The sequence below is a fragment of the Psychrobacter sp. 28M-43 genome, from assembly GCF_014770435.1.
Taxonomy (GTDB): Bacteria; Pseudomonadota; Gammaproteobacteria; order Pseudomonadales; family Moraxellaceae; genus Psychrobacter.
Genome location: NZ_CP061739.1, coordinates 2,630,350 through 2,648,923, shown reverse-complemented (window position 1 = coordinate 2,648,923; position 18,574 = coordinate 2,630,350). Strand labels below are relative to the sequence as shown.

The following is an 18,574-nucleotide window of genomic DNA, read 5'->3' as shown; positions in this document are numbered from 1 at the left end:
CTAATTACTGGAAAAGCAATAATAACTATGTTAAAACAAACACTATAAAATATACTGATACATTTTTATTACAAATGAAAATTATTCAGTAATATCATTGCCAGTTATATACAATATAAAAATATAATAGCGCTGCCTTCTATTCACATTTCAATCTATATATATATATTAAAAATTGGATTTATAGTTAGTTGGAATAATTTTTATATTTGACTTTCTTATTAGGTATTTGAAGGGTAAGTTAACCTATCCAAGGCACTTAAATAACGCTAGATTTTGTAAGATTAATAATTATAAAGTGCGTATAGTACGCTATATTGATACCGCGATTAGTCAGTAGGCATCAATTGTAGAAGATTCGCTGTTATAACAAATTTCAACGCAGACAATGCAAATATAGGTACTTATATCAATCTGACAATAGATGATATAAAAGTTTAAAATAGCCAAGCAAATTTTGTATTGTTAGATAGCGTTACGAACAAATAGTCGTTTACAGGACAATGAGAATGGAAAATAATTTTGAAGGTTTAAAAGTAATGGTAATTGATGATTCAAAAACCATTCGCCGTACTGCAGAAACTTTATTACAAAAAGCGGGCTGTGAAGTAGTGACCGCTATCGATGGTTTTGATGCGTTAGCAAAGATTGTAGATAACAATCCAGATATTATTTTTGTCGACATTATGATGCCACGTCTAGATGGATATCAGACTTGTGCGCTGATAAAAAATAACCCTGATTATGCCAATAAACCGGTAATCATGTTGTCATCTAAAGATGGTCTATTTGATAAGGCACGTGGTCGTATTGTGGGTTCTGATGAGTATCTGACCAAACCATTTAGTAAAGATGAGCTTTTTGATGCCATTAATCAGTACCGTTAATCGAATAAATATAGACTTACAGGGAGTGATTGATATTATCGCTCCAGATTATTCAATACTGAATAACTATGATTAAAGAATGGCTACCAGTCGATTTATAAGTGCTATTTTTGATCATTTTATCTGAACCATATATCAATATATCTTCACAGATATTTTAGAACATAAAGGAACCTCCTATGACTACCGTTTTAGTCATTGACGACTCGCCATCAGAAATGGCGAAATTTCGCGATATGCTTGCTAAAAATAACTTCCAAGTGTTGGAAGCGACCAATGGTGAGCAGGGTTGCCAGATGGCAGCTGAACATTTACCAGATGTGATCTTGATGGATGTGGTAATGCCTGAAATGAATGGTTTTCAGGCCACGCGTAAGATTACCCGCGGTAAAACCACTGCTCATATCCCTGTCATCATGATTAGTACCAAAAATCAAGAGACAGATAGAGTTTGGGGCAAGCGTCAAGGCGCCAAAGAATATATGAACAAACCAGTTGATGAAAGTGGATTGGTCAATATGATTCGCAAAGTGATGGAGTAACCTGTGGCTTCTAGAGGATTTATCGAGCTTCTGCGTTTAGCAGATTTGGCACGCGCGCGCAAAAGCGGTCGTCGCGGTGGCCAAGAGTTTGATTGGCAAGGTGTGGTATTTGAAATTGGTGGGCAGCGCTTAGTTGCCCCTATGGGTCAGGTATCAGAGGTATTATCTATGCCAGAATATACTAGCCTACCTCTAGTAAAGCCATGGATGCTAGGTATTGCCAACATTCGTGGGCGACTATTACCTTTAACGGATTTGTCGCATTTTTTGCAAGTACCTAGTCGCTTGACACAAATGAGCCAACGGAAAGTTATCGTTATTGATTATGACAATAACTTTTCAGGACTGCTGGTTGATCAAGTACTTGGTATCGAACAGTTCACACAAGAACAGTATCGTCCAGAAGCCATAGATCCAGAGTCGCCATTTGCGCCTTATAACCATGGCAAGTTTTTCAAAAACGACCAAGACTGGTATGTATTTATGCCAAGTTTGCTCGCACAGGATCCTCAGTATTCAGATGCTGCGATATAGCTATTAACTATAAAATACCTGTCTGTTAAGTAACGACAGAGAAATAGCGACTGACATAATAGGGTTCGATGTCAGCATTTATACAGGCTTTGCTAATCATTGTTTAGATAACAATACGATTGTCAAAGTCAGCCACAATTAGACTTTGATGACTGTTTGAAAGGAAGACGCAAGATGAGTGATGTGATAAAAAAACCTGTAGCTGGTATGGCTAAAACATCAGCAGATGGCAAAGACGCTGATAGTACTTGGAAGCTATTGTTAGGATTTTTTGTTCTATTAAGTTTGGCTTGTCTGATTTGGCTAGTTAACTCGCTATCATCGGTAAGTCAGTATTTCGATAGTTTCAATCAATCCGTTATTTTGCCAGCGGCTGTATTTGCAATCGGCGCATTAGGGATTCTGTTTGCTTTGTACCAGCTACTGAAAAACCGTGGTGGATCAGAGCGATCGCTTATTGAAAAAGAAACCTTGCGTCGTCGTCAAGAAGCAGAAGCTGAGTCTGAGCGAGCGCGTCAAATTCAAGAAGAAAACGAACGTAACCAGATCGCTATTTTACGTCTGCTTGATGAGTTGGGTGATTTGGCAGAAGGTGATTTGACAGTCAATGCGACTGTATCAGAAGACTTTACAGGGGCGATTGCTGATTCAGTCAACTTTGCAATTGACCAATTACGACAGTTGGTACTGGTTATTAACAGCACTGCTGACCGAGTCTCACAGTCTTCAGATCAAACGCAGATGAATGCTGTTGAACTGGCCGAAGCTTCTGAACACCAAGCACAAGAGATTGCTGGTGTATCAGCCGCTATTAATGAGATGACTGTCTCAATTGATCAGGTTTCAAACAATGCTGCGGAATCTGCAACGGTTGCCCAGCGTTCAGTTGCTATTTCTCATAACGGGGCAGAAGTTGTACAACGCTCTATTGAGGGTATGAACGTTATTCGTGATCAGATTCAAGAAACGTCAAAGCGTATTAAGCGCCTTGGTGAATCTTCGCAAGAGATTGGTGATATCGTTGGACTAATTAACGATATTGCTGACCAGACCAACGTTTTGGCATTGAACGCCGCTATTCAGGCATCTATGGCAGGGGAAGCGGGCCGAGGCTTCGCGGTTGTTGCTGATGAGGTACAGCGTCTGGCTGAGCGTTCAGCTAATGCTACTAAGCAGATTGAAACGTTGGTAAAAACTATTCAGGCTGATACCAATGAAGCGGTTATGTCAATGGAGTCAACAACTTCTGAAGTTGTACGCGGCGCACGCTTAGCGAAAGATGCGGGTGAAGCACTAGAAGAAGTACAGAGCGTTTCTAATACTTTGGCTGACTTGATTCAAAACATCTCAAACGCTGCCTTACAACAGGCTGAGTCTGCGGGTCATATTTCTCATACCATGAACATCATTCAAGATATTACCTCACAAACGTCTTCCGGAACGATGGCAACAGCCCGTTCTATTGGTGAGCTAAGTGAAATGGCAGCAGCACTACAGGAATCGGTAACGGGCTTTAAGGTATCGAACGACGATGAGCTAGTAGATTATGAAGTGTTAGATACGGAAGGCGCATTGAAAGAAAGCGTTTAGTGATTAGTTATTCTCTTAGAGCGAGATTGGTAGCATTTTATTTTTCTGCATATTGAACAAATTTGCTGCTGTAAGAGTGATAAAAAGAAACCGTAATTATAGTAGGTGATTTGTCTAGCTTAAGTAATGTTGGTAAGCCAAATCATCTGCTTATACAGTTGATCTGACATTAGGTAATACTTTGATGAAAGTCGACAGTTTGGATGTGCAACGATGGCAGAAGTACATAGAGCAAGAGACTGGATTTGTGCTGCCAGACATACAGCTACAGTGGTTGGCCAATGCAATTGACTGTACAGCGATGTCGAACGGATTGAGCGTTCAACAATTATGGTATCAACTATCGAAAAATAATGAGTTGCGTCAGCAGTTGTTAGACAAAGTACTCATTCATGAGAGTCGGTTTTTTCGACATAGACCCTCTATTGACTTTGTCACAGAATATGCATTGCAGCATCGTAAAGCGGACAACATTGATAGTTTGTTTCGTATTTGGAGTGTTGGCTGCGCAAGTGGACAAGAATCTTGGTCATTGGCCATGAGCTTGGCCGCACAGCGATGTCAAGGCTATGAAATATTAGGGACAGACATCAGCGAAGAGGCTATTAAAAGCGCACGGTTGGGGCAATATGATAACAGGCAGCAAACTTTAATCCCGCAATCGTGTCAGCCGTTTGTTCAGCCGCTGCCATCTAAGAGTACATTAAATAGATCGAAGCCTAGCATACCAGAAGCGGCTAATAGTATGCAGGAAAATTGGCAGGTAGCGCCTGTATTGCAGCCATATGTCAATTTTTCTATACACAATATCATTGAAAAAAAACCACCCACTACGCATCTTCAGAATGTGATTATTTGCCAAAACATGCTGCTATATTTTCGTAAATTTGATCAGCGTGATATTTTGGCACGGTTATCAGAGCAGTGCGCGTTAGAGGGATATATTATATTGGCTCCAGGTGAGGCGTTGTTCTGGCGTCCTTCAAATATGCGCCGTATTGCGCACCCACAGGTTAATGTGTGGCAAAAAATTAGTGCCTAAATTAGTGCATAGACGAGTTAGGATAAACCTATGAAAAACCAGCCCAATGACATCGTGACGTTTCAGTGGTTGCTACCATTATTCAATCAGCAGTTAACACAGATATCTGACGGTTGGCAATTAGGTGAATCTAGCATCGACCATGAACAGCTGATAACAAGTTATCATCAGATTAGCGGTGCGCTCATCATACTTAAACTTCCCTTATTAGCGGGTGTTGCTAGTAAGTTGAGTCAACTCGCAGGATTACAAAGTTGTGACGATTTTTCTATTAAAGAGCGCCGTATAGGTCAGTTCTCTCATCGATTATTACAACGAGAGATTAATCAGTATGCGCGTACAGGAATCTATCATATAGGTCTAATAAGTAGAGCAATTGATGAGCTGACCCAAACCTTGTCTCAACGAAATATAGAAACTGACATTCCTATAAACATTAGCGATATTCAGTATGAATACACGAATGATCATGCGAATAACGAAAATATTATCAATAGTATTGAAGCCGCCGTGCCGACAGAACAAGCTACTGCTAGCTTGACAAGTGAACAGTGTCAGCAGTTGCTACTCGTATGGCGTCAGCAAGTACAAGCATTACTAATCACTAATACAAATCAGTCATCAGCACTCAGTACCTTAGAAAAAGCTAGCCAGTATCTTAGGCAGACAGCACAAGATAGTGGTTTACAAAGACTATGGTGTTTGACTGAGTTATTGCTAAGTGATCTGGCCCAAAACGAGACGCCACTTCCTGAGCGTTATGCACCATTATTAGGTCAGCTTGATCAAGTTATAGAATCTTGTGCCCAGTCAAATGAAGTACCTTCAACTATAGTTGTAAGATTGACCACCGCAATCTATGTCGAATTGAGTTATCTAGCGCACAGTAGCAAACGTACCCAGTCTATTTTGGATAAAGTATCTCAAAGCACCACGACAGCGTCTCGTTTTTTACCGCAATTATTAACTCAGCTTGATGCGCTTATTTTCAAACTGGATGAGCCAGATAGCTTGGTAGCTCCTTTACAACATATCAAAGAACAGCTCAAAAACCGAGGCTGGACTTACTATGTGTCTCAGGTGGAATCAATCCTTGCAGATTTAAAACAGTCTCTCGTATCAGAAACAAGTTTTGCGCAAGAGCAGTGGCAAATTGAACGCAAGCTGCAAGAGTTATATAACGCTATTTATAGTACTGAGCAAACTATTTCACTTAAGATTGGTGAGGCGACCTCTTTCGCTACTGTGCCTGAAGTGATAAGCAGCAATGAGACAGAATTAATAGGTAAACATGACTCTATTCCTACCGATGATGGTCTACGTGAGCTTCGAATTGCAGTAGAAGAGATAAAGCAAAATTTCAACGATTATATACAACATCAAGATATTGGGTTATTACCAGCGTCTACTGATTTTACCAGTATTGGTCAAGCTTTTGACGATATGGAATTGCCAGAAATTCGTCATACTATGGATGATATCGGTAGTTTATTTACACAGTTAACTACTCGTAATATTACTACCCCGAGCTGGAGTTTGGTGCAGGCGTTGGCTGAGAGCTTAACGTCTATGGAGCTATTACTTGATTATCTTGCGCAGCAGGTTTTCGATCAGCAGTTGCTTACTTTAGCAAACGAACATACAGCCAGAGCAACACAGCTTCTTGATACTGACATCGATTCACCAGAAACGATTAACGAGACTGTATTAGCTCAAGAATCAGCTGCGACGAATGTTGTACGTTACGATGATAGTGGTGAGATCAGCCCTGTTATCAATTTAGACGATGCAAATATAGTTGAACAAGATAATGCGAGTCTGTCCAACAGTATTGAAAGTGATGCACTAAAGCAGGCTCGTGAACACGTAAAGCCTGATAACTTTGAAACAGATGAAGATGTCCATGATATCTTTATTGAAGAAGTGACTGAAATCATCACTGATCTTGAAGATTTTCTTCCTATCTGGGCGCAAGATTCACAAGACCTAACACCATTGACTGAAGTGCGTAGAGGTTTTCACACTCTAAAAGGCTCAGGTCGTATGGTTGGTGCCTTTAGTATCAGCGAGATAGCATGGTCAATCGAAAACCTACTCAATCGTTTATTAGATAAAACATTGCCAGTAACAGATGATGTGGTAAATCTAGTGGTTGATACCACAAAAATTCTACCAGCATTGGTAGCAGATTTTTCAGCGCAGCGACCACCAAGTTTTGATCCTGCGATTGCTATCTTACAAAGTAGCAATCTTATGAATCAGCAGCCGGTCAACACTGGACTGACGCTAGCTGAACTTGCTCCTAAAGAGGTTATGTCAGATGATGCAGAATTAGAAAAATCGCTACTAGAAATTAATGATGTTGATAACGATTCTAATAAAGATAGTACTGAGTTGGTTACTGACTCGAATAACAACGAAGCAAATACCAACGAATATCTATCTACATTGGATATTCCAGAGAGCCTTGCACCTTTTATTAGAGAGACTAATCAACTACCAGCTGATGCCAATGATGCAGATCCTGATATCAAAGAGATATTTATAGAAGAGGCCAATGAAGTATTGGTAGAAATTGTGCCGTTGTATGAAAGTTGGCGGAAAAATTCGACCGATCTAGAGGGCTTGAAAGATATTCGCCGTGGTTTCCATACCTTGAAAGGTTCAGGCCGCATGGTAGGCGCTAACTATACAGCGGAATTAGCATGGTCTATAGAAAACATGCTTAACCGTATTCTAGATAACAGTGTCGCTATCTCAGCTGATATATGTCAGTTAATTACAGATGTACTGGCAGCTTACCCCAAGATGCTCATAGCATTTGAACAGGGTACTCAAAACTATCCAGCTGTAGTTCCAGTATGGATTGCGTGTGCTGATGCGTATAGCAAACAGCAAGGTAATGGGTTTAGTTATTCTGCGTTGTTTGCACAGTCAGTAAGTAGTTCTATAGATAAGATTGAAGAAACAATGCCACTGTCTGATACAGCTGAGACTGGCAATGCTTATGATGATAATAGTAATGAAGCTATAGACTCTACCTTACAGACATTTCATTCGGTCAATGAAAAAATGGCCGAGGCAGCGGTTGTCCTTACCCCTCAAACTGAGGAAGAACAAGCATTTTGTAAGATATTTATTGATGAAGCGGAAGAGCTGCTTGATTGTATTGAACAGTTTGTCAAAGACAATACAGAACAGCATCATATAGAAATTACAGATGAAATCGTACGCGCATTTCATACTTTGCGCGGCGCTTCGGGTTCTAGTGCTTTGGTCGCTATCAGTGAAGTCAGTGCGACCATCGAGCATAGCTTGGAGTCATTACAACAACAAGATATAGGTATGAATTCTCAGCACTTAGAAGCATTAGCCCAGTCGGCCACATTAATAAATGGTTATCTAAATAATTATAAGCAAAATATAGAACCGCACAATGTATCAACAGAGGACGATGGTTCGCAGAGTCAGCATGACATAGCATCATTGCAGGCCATGCTTGGTGAGCAATATGTGGCTAATGACACTACCATTACAACGAATAAAAAACCGACGATAGAAGAGTTATTAGACAGTAACATTGATACGTTGCTCGATGCTGAGTGGGAATTAGATGATGCGTTGAATCATACTGAGATAGAGCAGATTCAAGACTATATAGAGCAGCAAGTCTTTCAAATAGCTTCTCTCAAGGAAAAAGCGCAAGCATTTCCAAAATTCGTCACAATTTTAGATGAGCTGGGTAATGCGTATCGTTATTTAAGTAATCATATCGATATAGCTCAAAATCAAGACATTCAAGCGATATTGCATGCAGGTCATGCTCAGCTAATTGGCTTATTTGATGCCTTAGCTGGAAGTACTTCCTTAAAAATAGATAAACAAGTCATTGATGATCTACAGAGTATTTATCAAGAAAAGGATGAAAACGAGGACGTTGGCTTCACCGTTAGAGTTGTTCCAGCAACTGAGCTACAGTTTGAGACTATTGATACTGATATCGAGCTATTAGAAATATTTTTAGAAGAAGCACAAGAGCTTGATACTGCACTAGATGAAAGTTTCAATAAATGGCGTGCCGATATCACAAATACCAATGCGCTGAAAGTTCTACAGCGTCATTTGCACACGATCAAAGGTGGTGCACGGATGGCTGGTATCCGTAGTATTGGTGATTTGACTCACGAAGCAGAAAGTGTCTATGAGTCGTTTGTAGAAAACCGAAGAGCGCCAACCGCGCAGTGGCTTGAAATCATGCAAATGGTGCAAGACACGATGTCACTACAAGTGATGCATATTGTGAGTCATAAGAAATCTTTCTTTACTCCAGAGTTAATTGAACAGTTGCGTCAGCTTGAAAAAGCAAAAATGTTACCAGAGGCAGTCGATCTAGTCATACCAGTACCGAAAAATCATTTTGCACCTACAGAGCGTAGCATTGCTGCCAATGTTGTTGACAGTGATAACGAGGCATTGAGTACCCTAAGTCTGGATAGCATGATTAAGCAATCATGGGCTAACGGACTCCCTGATCCTGATATATTGGCAGTATTTTTAGAAGAGGCAGAAGAGCTTACCAATCGTAATAAGTATCTGCACTTGTTCTTAAAAGACACAAGTAATACCACAGCGTTACAAGCACTCCAACGTGACTTGCATACTATAAAGGGTGGCGCACGAATGGTCACTGCCTCTGGTATTGCTGACTTGGCTCATGAAATGGAGTCAGTTTATACAGACTTTGTCAGTAATCGACGTCCAGCCACCAAAAAAGTATTAGAATTACTGGTTGCGAGTCATGACTGGCTAGCTGATGCAGTATTTATTCTTCAACAACATGTTAACCCACCAACGCCTACGTTGTTGATTGAAGCGTTGGAGCAATTTGGTAGAAACCCTGATAGCCTAAAAACGATACCTAAAGAGTCTATACAAGCCCAGCGTGAAGCAATCTTGATTGCCAAAGAAAACCAAGATTCACAGTATCTTGCAAAAGACATCAGTGAAATGCCGTCTATGCTTAGAGATACTCACGAGGAAGATCAGAGCGCTAGTAGCAATGAGATGATTCGTATCTCAGGTGGTTTGATTGAGCACATGATTAATCTATCTGGTGAGTCAGCGATTAACCGTGCTCGTATCGATATGGGTATCAGTAGTTTAACAAACAGTATTGAAGAGATGGGTACGACAGTACAACGTTTGGCAGATCAGCTACGTCGTATGGAGATCGAGCTAGAAGCACAGATTTTGTCTCAGATAGATGAGGAGCTTATCGATAATGAAGACTTTGACCCTCTAGAAATGGATCAATACTCATCTTTGAATCAGCTGTCTAAATCTTTAACAGAGTCAGCCTCGGATTTGGTTGATATTAACCATACATTATTAGAAAAGACACGTGATAGCGAAAGCCTGCTACTACAGCTATCTCGTACCCAGACGGAACTGCAAGACGGTTTGATGAATTCACGTATGGTGCCATTTACGCGCTTGACGCCACGTCTGGAACGTATCGTACGTCAAACAGCTAATGAGCTTAATAAGTCTGTTGAACTGACCATCATTAATGCTGATGACGAGATGGATAGAACCATCCTAGAGCGCATTACGTCACCGCTTGAGCATATGCTACGTAATGCTGTCGACCATGGTATTGAAACCACGTCAACTCGTCTGAAGTCAGGCAAAGAGCGTAGCGGTCGTATTACGCTTGAGGTCCGTCGTGAAGGTAGTGAAATTGTCATTCAATTAACAGATGATGGGCGAGGTATTGATGTTGAAGCAGTACGTAGTAAAGCCATCTCTCAGGGTCTAATTGATGCGGACGATAATAGTTTGTCAGACCTTGATATTATGCAATACGTCTTCAACGCTGGATTGAGTACGAGTAAGCAAGTAACTCAGATTTCTGGACGCGGCGTTGGTATGGACGTTGTTATTAGTGAGATTCGCCAACTAGGTGGAGCGGTATCCGTCGTTTCAGAGTTGGGTAAAGGCTCAAGCTTCACAATGCGCCTACCATTGACAGTAGCCGTGTCTGACGCGTTGGTTGTTCGTGCGGCAGATCGCTACTATGCGATTCCATTGGTACAGATTGAGCGCGTGGTTCGAGTGAACCCAGAAAAGCTCTATGACTATTATCAATCAAATGATGCCACATTGAATTTTGAAGACACTGAGTATCGAGTACGTTATCTAAATGAAATTTTATCAGGCAATAAGTTAAATGAGTTGGTCGTAAATACCAATACTAGCTTACCGCTTATCATTATTAAAAACCGTACCGGACAGAATATTGCTTTGCAAGTGGATCAGATTGCAGGTTCGCGCATAGAAGTTGTTGTCAAACCTTTAGGCCAACAGTTATCAAATATTCCAGGGGTTTCAGCTGCTACTATCATGGGTGATGGCTCGGTCATGCTCATCTTAGATCTTATTGCTCTTATGCGTAATGCGCAATTGGTCAAGAATATTACGAAAGCTGCTGATGCTAAAAGAGGACGTATAGAGTCTAAATCTACTATTCTAGTCGTCGATGATTCAGTGACGGTACGTAAAGTAACCTCACGTTTCTTAGAGCGTCAAGGGTTCAATGTGGCAGTCGCTAAAGATGGTATTGACGCAATTGAAATATTGCAAGATATGACACCAGACATGATATTGCTTGATATCGAAATGCCTCGTATGGACGGCTTCGAGGTCGCCACTCAAGTCAGACATAACAATCGTTTAAAGCAAATTCCAATTATTATGATAACATCACGTACTGGCGAAAAGCATCGTGAGCGTGCCTTAGAGATTGGTGTGAATGACTATATGGGTAAACCATTCCAAGAAAAAGAGCTGCTTGATAAAATGCAAAAATTACTAGGTGAAGGGGTCAGCCTGACTAATGAAGGATAATGCACGTGTTTTAGCGCTGCGAAAAAAAAATAGAAACGATATTAAAGTGATGGTGGTGGCAGAAGACCACCGCCAGCGCATGGCTTTTTCAGATACGGTACGTGGGTTCGGCTTTATGCTAGTCGGCTGTGTGTCACGAGCACAGTGGCAGGAAACAGGTGAGCTTTCTAATTCAGCTATCGATATTTGGCTGATAGACAGTGATTATGATGACAGTGTGGCAATAGCGACGGTGGCATCTAAACCAGCAGCAGTACTAGTGGGTTTCAGTCAAGCTCCGTATCTAAATGAATCCCAAGAATATGCAAAATGGCAGCGTAAGTTAAAGCGTAAATTTGCTCAACTGCTTGACTTGCCAATACTGGTAGATGCTCCAATTTACAAGAGTGCTGATACTGACTGGCATTATGTCGTATTTTTGGGTGCTTCTATGGGTGGTCCTAGCGCGGTTAAAGAATTTTTAGATAATGTGCCAGCCACACTGCCAATTTGTATTTTATTGGCACATCATTTCAATCAAGCTATGATTGGTACGTTGCCCCGCATACTTAACCGTCATAATGACTGGCGCTGTAAGATTATCGCTTCTTCACAGCGGCTACGTGCAGGAGAGTGTCTGATAGTTCCTATTGATAAGCAAGTTGTCTGTGATTCAACAGGTCGCGTGATACTATTGGATCAAGATTGGCATGGTGAATATAAGCCTGCAATCGGGCAGCTGCTCAAAAATACCAGTGATGTTCATGGTAGCGAGCTTATTAATATTATATTTTCAGGTATGGGTAATGATGGCTCTCAGTATCTAGACTTAATCCAAGACAATAACAGTCAATTATGGGCACAAGATCCGAGCTTGAGTGCATGTCCAAGTCAGCCTCAGGCTATCATTGACTCAGGCTATTGCAACTTTGTTGGTAGCCCTACCGATTTAGCAAAAAAACTAACCGATTACATTGGTGAAAGGGCAGCTAGCCGTTCACATTAACTTATTGCGAGTGACGTATGACACAAATTTTAAAACATTCGTTTGAGGCTGTGAGTCTGTTGACTACCAACAACGGTATGCTTGACGTCACTATTGTTCCAGCCGTTAACCAGCCGGACTGGATCATTCCAAGTAACCTGATTTTGAGTGTGGATGAGTCTCAGCAGCAAGTTTCTAGATACGACTGGCAACAGCAAGATTTGGCTGTATTTCATTTGCTACTGCAAGATCAAACCCCAGACAAAATGGTTGTTTTGGAAGGTAATACGACTGACCACCGTTTTGCCTTACAGACGGCAGGTGATTTGCGTCAGCTGCAAGCACGAATTTCTGAAGTGAAAGACGTAGAGACACCTGAACAACTTAGTGGTGCTAATATCGAAGGTAGGGAAGAGTATTTCGATAAAAATGACGTCTCATCCTACCTATATCAAACAGTGATGATTGATGACGAAATCTATTTAGTGCCAGATTTGGATAAAATTGCCTATCACCTGATTGATTTAGATGGCTAGATTCTCACCTGTATTTAAGGTATTCTCCATTCTATAAATAGTGAGCCAGTAATGTTAATGACTTCATCTATTGAAGAGTTATTAACTGGCTAATAAAACTGATTAGAGATAATTCCTGATAAAGGTAGTAGAGTCACTCATGAATAATGCCAACTCGAATGTATCAAAGTGGTCGGTTAGTAGCCGTATTTTTCATTGGATTAGTGCAGCCTTACTGTTAACCACATGGATAATGATACTGCTATATGAGAATTTAGATAGCAATCTGTTTATTGGATATCATAAAGCGTTCGGTGTGAGCCTGCTATTTTGGATGATTGCCCGAGTCATCAACCGCGTTTTTACTAAGGCACCACCACCGTTAGCCATGCCAAAATGGCAAATGCTCATATCTCAGCTGTCACATTTTGCTCTCTATGCCATACTGATTGCTATGCCAATGGTTGGCTTACTGATGGCAGTATATGGCGGTCGACCGGTTGATATTTTCGGTATCTTTCAGATCCCTGTATTCGTAACCCCAGATAGAAGCTTGGCTCGTTTTTACAATAACTTGCATACTGAGATTATCTGGCCAATGATTATTGGTTTTACGGTCTTGCATATAGCAGCCGCGTTATACCATCAGTTTGTCAAAAAAGACAATCTTATTGCCCGTATGAAATAATCGATAAACATTAAAAAGCCCCAAGTATCAAACTTGGGGCTTTTTTTATCCATTGTAGAAATACGTACTGTTAGAACGTTATTTCTTATGCTCAGGCAAATTGATATTCATCTCTAACACATCTAAGCTGTCTTCAGAACGATGGTTGATATTGACATCATCAATCTGCACACCGTTAACGTATTTGTTCACGACTTCTAAGATTTCACGTTTCATTTTCTCGATACGATCAACCGTTAAGCGATTGTTCAATCTGTTTTCGCTAGCAACGATAACTTTTAAACGCTCAGTTGCTAAATTTGCGCTACCTGCGTTACTGTTGTCGTCAGTACCAAATAGGCTACTCCAAAATCCTTTTTTCTTAGTCATCATTATCCCCCAAACCAGCGCTGTAATAGACTCTTTTTCTTCACGTCAATATGACGTAGTGGACGCTCTTCACCCAAGAATCGGGCGACAATGTCTTCATAACATTGACCAGCAACAGAGTCGGTATAATGAATAACTGGTTCGCCATGGTTGGACGCTTCAAGCACTGAATGGCTTTCAGGAACAACCCCAAGTAGTGGAACTTTTAGGATATCATTTGAGATAGTATCGATATCCATCATCTCATTGGCAGCAGCACGTTCAGGATTATAACGAGTGATAATCAAATGCTCGCGAACAGTGCCTTGGTTCTCTTCTACTTTTTTCGTCTGACTTTGCAGAATGCCGATGATTCTATCTGAGTCACGCACTGAAGAGATCTCAGGGTTAGTGACAATAATAGCTTCGTCCGCATGATACATCGCTAGCTGTGCACCGCGCTCGATACCGGCAGGCGAGTCACAAATGATATAGTCAAACTGTTTAGAGAGTTCAGCCATTACCTCTGATACCCCTTCGTCTGTCAGTGCGTCTTTATCGCGTGTCTGACTGGCTGGCAGGATATATAAGTTTTCAAGCTGTTTGTCTTTGACAAGTGCTTGCGACAAACGCGCATTTCCAGTGATGACATCTACGAAGTCATAAACAATTCTGTTTTCGCAACCCATGATTAAGTCTAGATTACGTAGACCTACATCAAAGTCGATAACAACCGTTTTATAGCCACGTAACGCCAAACCAGCGGCAAAAGAAGCACTTGTCGTGGTTTTACCCACACCGCCTTTACCTGAAGTGATTACAACTATCTTCGCCACAATGGCACACTCCTATGAATCAATGGGATATCTTTTATATAAATAGCAAAATTACATGTTATTCACCTAACATATATACACTATCTTCGAAGCTAGCCTAGCATAAATAAACAAAAATTTATAGCAGCTCGATACTAAAGCAGAAAAACAACCTATGTATCGCTCAATTAGCCTCTCTGCGTGGTATTAGTAGGGTTATAACTATGTTTTTTGGCTTGTCGAATAGAGCAGCTTAACTACCTTAGTTTTCTATAAAGTCACTTCACGGTGTATTATTTTTAATAGCGTCTTAAGCTTCATCCATCACGGTAAATACTAGGCCTTCGCCTTCTACAAATTTTACTTGCACTGACTTGTCGATGACATGCTCAGGTAAGTTGTCTCGTAAGCAATAGGTTCCTGCTACTGACACCAGTGACGGATTAAAAACTTGGCAGAATATACGGGCATCTTTATCCCCTGTTGCGCCTGCCACCAAACGCCCTTGTGCACGGCCATATACATGTAAGCTATTATCAGTAATCGCTTCAGCCCCGCTATTGATACTACTGGTCAAAATTAAGTCGCCACCAACGTGATTGAGGCTTTGTCCTGAACGCAGCATTTGATCATAGATTAAGCTAGTAATATGCTGAGTACTTACCAATGTCTCGTTGGGCATATTAGATAGTGTGGTTTCAGTAGCAGGTTCGCTCGTGGTAGAAGTATCATCGACGCTATGAGCATTAACTGCTTCGGCGTTATCGTTTTCTGGTGATGGTTGGGTAGGAACGGGGGCTTTTTTACTTGGTAAAATACGCTCAATACGCTTACCATCTGCTGGGAATATCGCTAAGCGCTGCTCACGTGCTTGCGCATCAAGCATACCTGTCACCACGCCAATAGGCTGCAATCCCCATGCCCATAACAGCTCTACTAGTGCTGATAAATCCTGCTCAACGTCACTATCAATAAGGATAGGAATATTGCTCGATTTATTGCTGAGCGTTTCAGTTAGCTGAGCTTCTATAGCTGCTAGATCGCTTGTACTAAACTGTACGCGTGAAAACGTCAGCATCTTGCCATAGAAAGCTAGCGCTGGTGCAGTCTGGTTATCGTTAGCTGAAACTGTCATATACAAACCCTTAAAAATAATTCTGTCACAGTATTATGTCTCTTATTACATCATGCTATTAGATAGCTAAACTATAGATTTAGCATATCTTGGTGCTTCCATTGCTGCACTTTTACTTGCGCTTCAAACGCAGTCAAACTGTCATCAATGATACTAGAAATTAAGGTATCTAGCGCTGTATTATTGGTATCTATTTGCGCAATACCGCTAGCAATTTCCATCATTAATATATCCAAGCGCTTAGGGTCTAAAAGTCGCTTGTTTAATGCATTTACGACGTTCTCACCGATATTGTGCCCGACGTGATGTAGCTGTGATTCAATAAGGCTGCCCGCGATCGGTATCATGCGTAGATAGCGGCGCAACTCAGGTGTGTTGGCCAATCCTTCTTCAATAGCATTACCCATTTCGCTCGCCAATATACTGCCGCCACCTGATGAGGCAGTCAGTTCCTGCAGCTTCGGTGCAAGTTCTGTACGCAGCACGGATAATACGGCCGCTTCAATCTCATTTCGATTTTTTGCAATCGTCGACTCAATGAATGATTTATGCGTGTCTGAACTGGTTAGCTCTTGTCGAAAGTTTTGTATCGCTGTCAAAATAACGCGATCGGAGAGCTCTTCTAACAGTAGGTCAATATAGAACTTGATTCGATTGATCCACGTCTGGGGCAGTACTTGGTAGCCAAGCTGATATAGACGTCGTCCAATAACCACCGCTCGCAGCAGTCGTAAAGCACGTAGCTGCGGAAAACAGCCTAATACTTCATACCAATGAACAAAGGGAAAAAAGAACCAGCGATAATAGACTTTTTGTTTGATGGCAATCGCCCAGCGCAATAGCAACTCAACGACCAAAAAGATAGTAAAAAATCCTCCAGCAGTGCGTAGAGGATCATGTAGGGTTGTTTGATACCAATTGAGCGCTTCACTGATGGTTAGCCATTCTGCAGCATTACTACTAAAATTGCTCATCAAAATAGCATCAATACTGATCAATAGCAGATCAATACTGATGGCAATAATCATGACAATATCGTAAGTGAGCTTAAAGCGACTCGGCTTTGGATGGTTCGGTTTTGGCGGCTCATCACTTATTGGATAAGGAGGCTGACTCAAAACAGATTCGGTAGCTAACGGCGAGCTAGTAGTAGAGGTGGGCACAGTCATACCTTATAAGTAATAAATGGCACAAAGAATGGGTCAGAAATCGATATTTACTACCATTTACTATGAAAGTAGACATCGAAAATCTATGAGTTCATGATTAGTCACATTATCAATGAATAAGGCTAAAAAACAACCCATCTTTGATTAAAATTTACTTATGATGCATGGCTGTTTTAACAGCAAACATCAAAAGTAAGATATGACTATTGTGACATTTGTACCCGCAACTTTATTGCCCAATAACTTTTTATCTCATTATCGATATTTACTACTTAGTACGCTTGCATAGACTGTGCTTGGTATTTTATAAGAGTTGACGGTCAGCCAATTTAGTATTGCTGAGCATTCTCATTAGGCATTTTACGTTTTAGGATTGGTTTCAAAATCTGCCAACATAGTGCTGATGCGTTCATCTTTTTGACGCCACACCTGTTCAACCCAGTCGAACATTTGAGCTTTTGTGTCTTCATCATTTTCGTAGCCACCTTGCTTGATACTTTCGAACAAGGCATCTGGTATGTCGATGTAGCGCAAATCAACGCCCAAGCGTTTGATATTGCCTTTCCAAAGATCCCCATAGCTTGGCACACCATCAGGATATACGATGGTCATGTCTAGTATGCCATCGATATCTTCACCTAGTGCGCTGATAGCCAATGATAATCCGCCTGCACGAGGTTTTAATAAGTGCGTATAAGGCGATTTTTGCTGAGCTTGTTTGGCTTTGGTAAAACGAGTACCTTCCAAATAATTTAATAAGGTAAACGGTTTGTCTTTTAGTAGGGCGCAGGCACGTTTGGCTTCTTCGATGTCCTTGCCTTTTAGCGCAGGGTTTTTGGCAATGGCTTCTTTTGAGTGTCGGCGCATCATTGGAAAGTCTAAAAAGTAAAAAGCTTGACCAACGATAGGGATATAGATCAGCTCAAACTTGGTAAAAAATCGCGTAAGTGGCAAGCGTTTTTCGCCAATATACTGCACGATGCTGGTATCGACCCATGATTGGTGGTTGCTCACTAGCAGGTATTTACCATTAGTATGAATATCGTCCGGTAGGTTGATACGCCAATCTTTGCGAGGCAACATGTTATCGATCAAGGCACTGTTGCTACTGATCCAGTGAGTAGCAATTTTGATGACGGCTTTGTCTGCAATAGAGGCGCCAGTAATGACCTTACCAACGCCCATTAGCCATAAAGGAATACTACCACCGAAGCTATTGGCGGCGATGACACCAGTGGCCGTTGCAAGCGACACAGCTTTGCCCAGTTTAGGCGAACGTTTATGCATTTTTCGAATGGTAGATGTCAATCGCATGCTCAATCCTTTTCAGTCTATCTGATTAATAATAAGCCGTATGTCGCTGAATTTGTCCTAGTCATCAAGTCAAGAATATTATGAACGTAAAGCTTTAAATTATGACTATTTAAAGCCGACAAATT

Annotated in this window: 13 protein-coding genes and 1 pseudogene; 9 read left to right on the top strand and 5 right to left on the bottom strand. The window is 41.1% G+C overall.

The features are described 5' to 3' along the window. Nucleotides 1-509: 509 nt before the first annotated feature. From pilG to IEE84_RS11060, 9 genes and pseudogenes are all read left to right on the top strand, one after another. On the top strand, nt 510-887 hold the full coding sequence (gene pilG, locus IEE84_RS11100) for a twitching motility response regulator PilG (protein ID WP_057761576.1): 378 nt from the start codon (nt 510-512) through the stop codon (nt 885-887). A 179-nt stretch (nt 888-1,066) separates the two neighbouring features. Beyond that, complete coding sequence (locus IEE84_RS11095; RefSeq protein WP_057761573.1) at nt 1,067-1,429, top strand: response regulator; 363 nt, start codon at nt 1,067-1,069, stop codon at nt 1,427-1,429. A 3-nt stretch (nt 1,430-1,432) separates the two neighbouring features. After that, on the top strand, nt 1,433-1,963 hold the full coding sequence (locus IEE84_RS11090) for a chemotaxis protein CheW (RefSeq protein WP_160022438.1): 531 nt from the start codon (nt 1,433-1,435) through the stop codon (nt 1,961-1,963). 303 nt (nt 1,964-2,266) lie between these two features. After that, nucleotides 2,267-3,553 (top strand): annotated as a pseudogene (locus tag IEE84_RS11085) (methyl-accepting chemotaxis protein); the annotation flags it as partial. A gap of 184 nt (nt 3,554-3,737) precedes the next feature. Beyond that, complete coding sequence (locus tag IEE84_RS11080; RefSeq protein WP_191114209.1) at nt 3,738-4,595, top strand: CheR family methyltransferase; 858 nt, start codon at nt 3,738-3,740, stop codon at nt 4,593-4,595. Between the two features lie 30 nt (nt 4,596-4,625). Continuing rightward, the gene (locus IEE84_RS11075; protein ID WP_191114208.1) at nt 4,626-11,501 is read left to right on the top strand and encodes an Hpt domain-containing protein; all 6,876 of its coding nucleotides are present in this window, start codon (nt 4,626-4,628) and stop codon (nt 11,499-11,501) included. A gap of 49 nt (nt 11,502-11,550) precedes the next feature. Next, nucleotides 11,551-12,486, top strand: a complete 936-nt coding sequence (locus IEE84_RS11070) for a chemotaxis protein CheB (RefSeq protein ID WP_224738022.1) — start codon at nt 11,551-11,553, stop codon at nt 12,484-12,486. Nucleotides 12,487-12,503: 17 nt separating this feature from the next. Further along, nucleotides 12,504-13,001 (top strand): hypothetical protein, encoded by a 498-nt coding sequence (locus IEE84_RS11065; protein WP_191114206.1) that lies wholly within the window; start codon nt 12,504-12,506, stop codon nt 12,999-13,001. Between the two features lie 139 nt (nt 13,002-13,140). Continuing rightward, entirely contained in the window at nt 13,141-13,668 is a 528-nt protein-coding gene (locus IEE84_RS11060; RefSeq protein WP_191114205.1) for a cytochrome b, read from the top strand. 78 nt (nt 13,669-13,746) lie between these two features. Here IEE84_RS11060 and minE read toward each other — a convergent pair whose 3' ends face one another. From minE to IEE84_RS11035, 5 genes are all read right to left on the bottom strand, one after another. After that, a complete protein-coding gene (gene minE / locus IEE84_RS11055; RefSeq protein ID WP_057762631.1) occupies nt 13,747-14,037 on the bottom strand; it encodes a cell division topological specificity factor MinE in 291 nt (96 codons plus the stop codon). Between the two features lie 2 nt (nt 14,038-14,039). Beyond that, nucleotides 14,040-14,852, bottom strand: a complete 813-nt coding sequence (gene minD, locus IEE84_RS11050) for a septum site-determining protein MinD (RefSeq protein WP_057761560.1) — start codon at nt 14,850-14,852, stop codon at nt 14,040-14,042. Between the two features lie 289 nt (nt 14,853-15,141). Next, complete coding sequence (gene minC / locus IEE84_RS11045) at nt 15,142-15,966, bottom strand: septum site-determining protein MinC (protein ID WP_191114204.1); 825 nt, start codon at nt 15,964-15,966, stop codon at nt 15,142-15,144. Nucleotides 15,967-16,037: 71 nt separating this feature from the next. Further along, entirely contained in the window at nt 16,038-17,135 is a 1,098-nt protein-coding gene (locus IEE84_RS11040) for a hypothetical protein (protein WP_224737783.1), read from the bottom strand. Between the two features lie 360 nt (nt 17,136-17,495). Then, nucleotides 17,496-18,449 (bottom strand): acyltransferase, encoded by a 954-nt coding sequence (locus IEE84_RS11035; protein WP_191114202.1) that lies wholly within the window; start codon nt 18,447-18,449, stop codon nt 17,496-17,498. Between the last annotated feature and the right edge of the window lie 125 nt (nt 18,450-18,574).

Bases quoted from the DNA above. Each gene is read 5' to 3' on its own strand.
- pilG (WP_057761576.1), top strand. From the start codon at position 510: ATGGAAAATAATTTTGAAGGTTTAAAAGTAATGGTAATTGATGATTCA.
- IEE84_RS11095 (WP_057761573.1), top strand. From the start codon at position 1,067: ATGACTACCGTTTTAGTCATTGACGACTCGCCATCAGAAATGGCGAAA.
- IEE84_RS11080 (WP_191114209.1), top strand. From the start codon at position 3,738: ATGAAAGTCGACAGTTTGGATGTGCAACGATGGCAGAAGTACATAGAG.
- IEE84_RS11075 (WP_191114208.1), top strand. From the start codon at position 4,626: ATGAAAAACCAGCCCAATGACATCGTGACGTTTCAGTGGTTGCTACCA.
- IEE84_RS11070 (WP_224738022.1), top strand. From the start codon at position 11,551: ATGGTGGTGGCAGAAGACCACCGCCAGCGCATGGCTTTTTCAGATACG.
- IEE84_RS11065 (WP_191114206.1), top strand. From the start codon at position 12,504: ATGACACAAATTTTAAAACATTCGTTTGAGGCTGTGAGTCTGTTGACT.
- IEE84_RS11060 (WP_191114205.1), top strand. From the start codon at position 13,141: ATGAATAATGCCAACTCGAATGTATCAAAGTGGTCGGTTAGTAGCCGT.
- minE (WP_057762631.1), bottom strand. From the start codon at position 14,037: ATGACTAAGAAAAAAGGATTTTGGAGTAGCCTATTTGGTACTGACGAC.
- minC (WP_191114204.1), bottom strand. From the start codon at position 15,966: ATGACAGTTTCAGCTAACGATAACCAGACTGCACCAGCGCTAGCTTTC.
- IEE84_RS11040 (WP_224737783.1), bottom strand. From the start codon at position 17,135: ATGACTGTGCCCACCTCTACTACTAGCTCGCCGTTAGCTACCGAATCT.
- IEE84_RS11035 (WP_191114202.1), bottom strand. From the start codon at position 18,449: ATGCGATTGACATCTACCATTCGAAAAATGCATAAACGTTCGCCTAAA.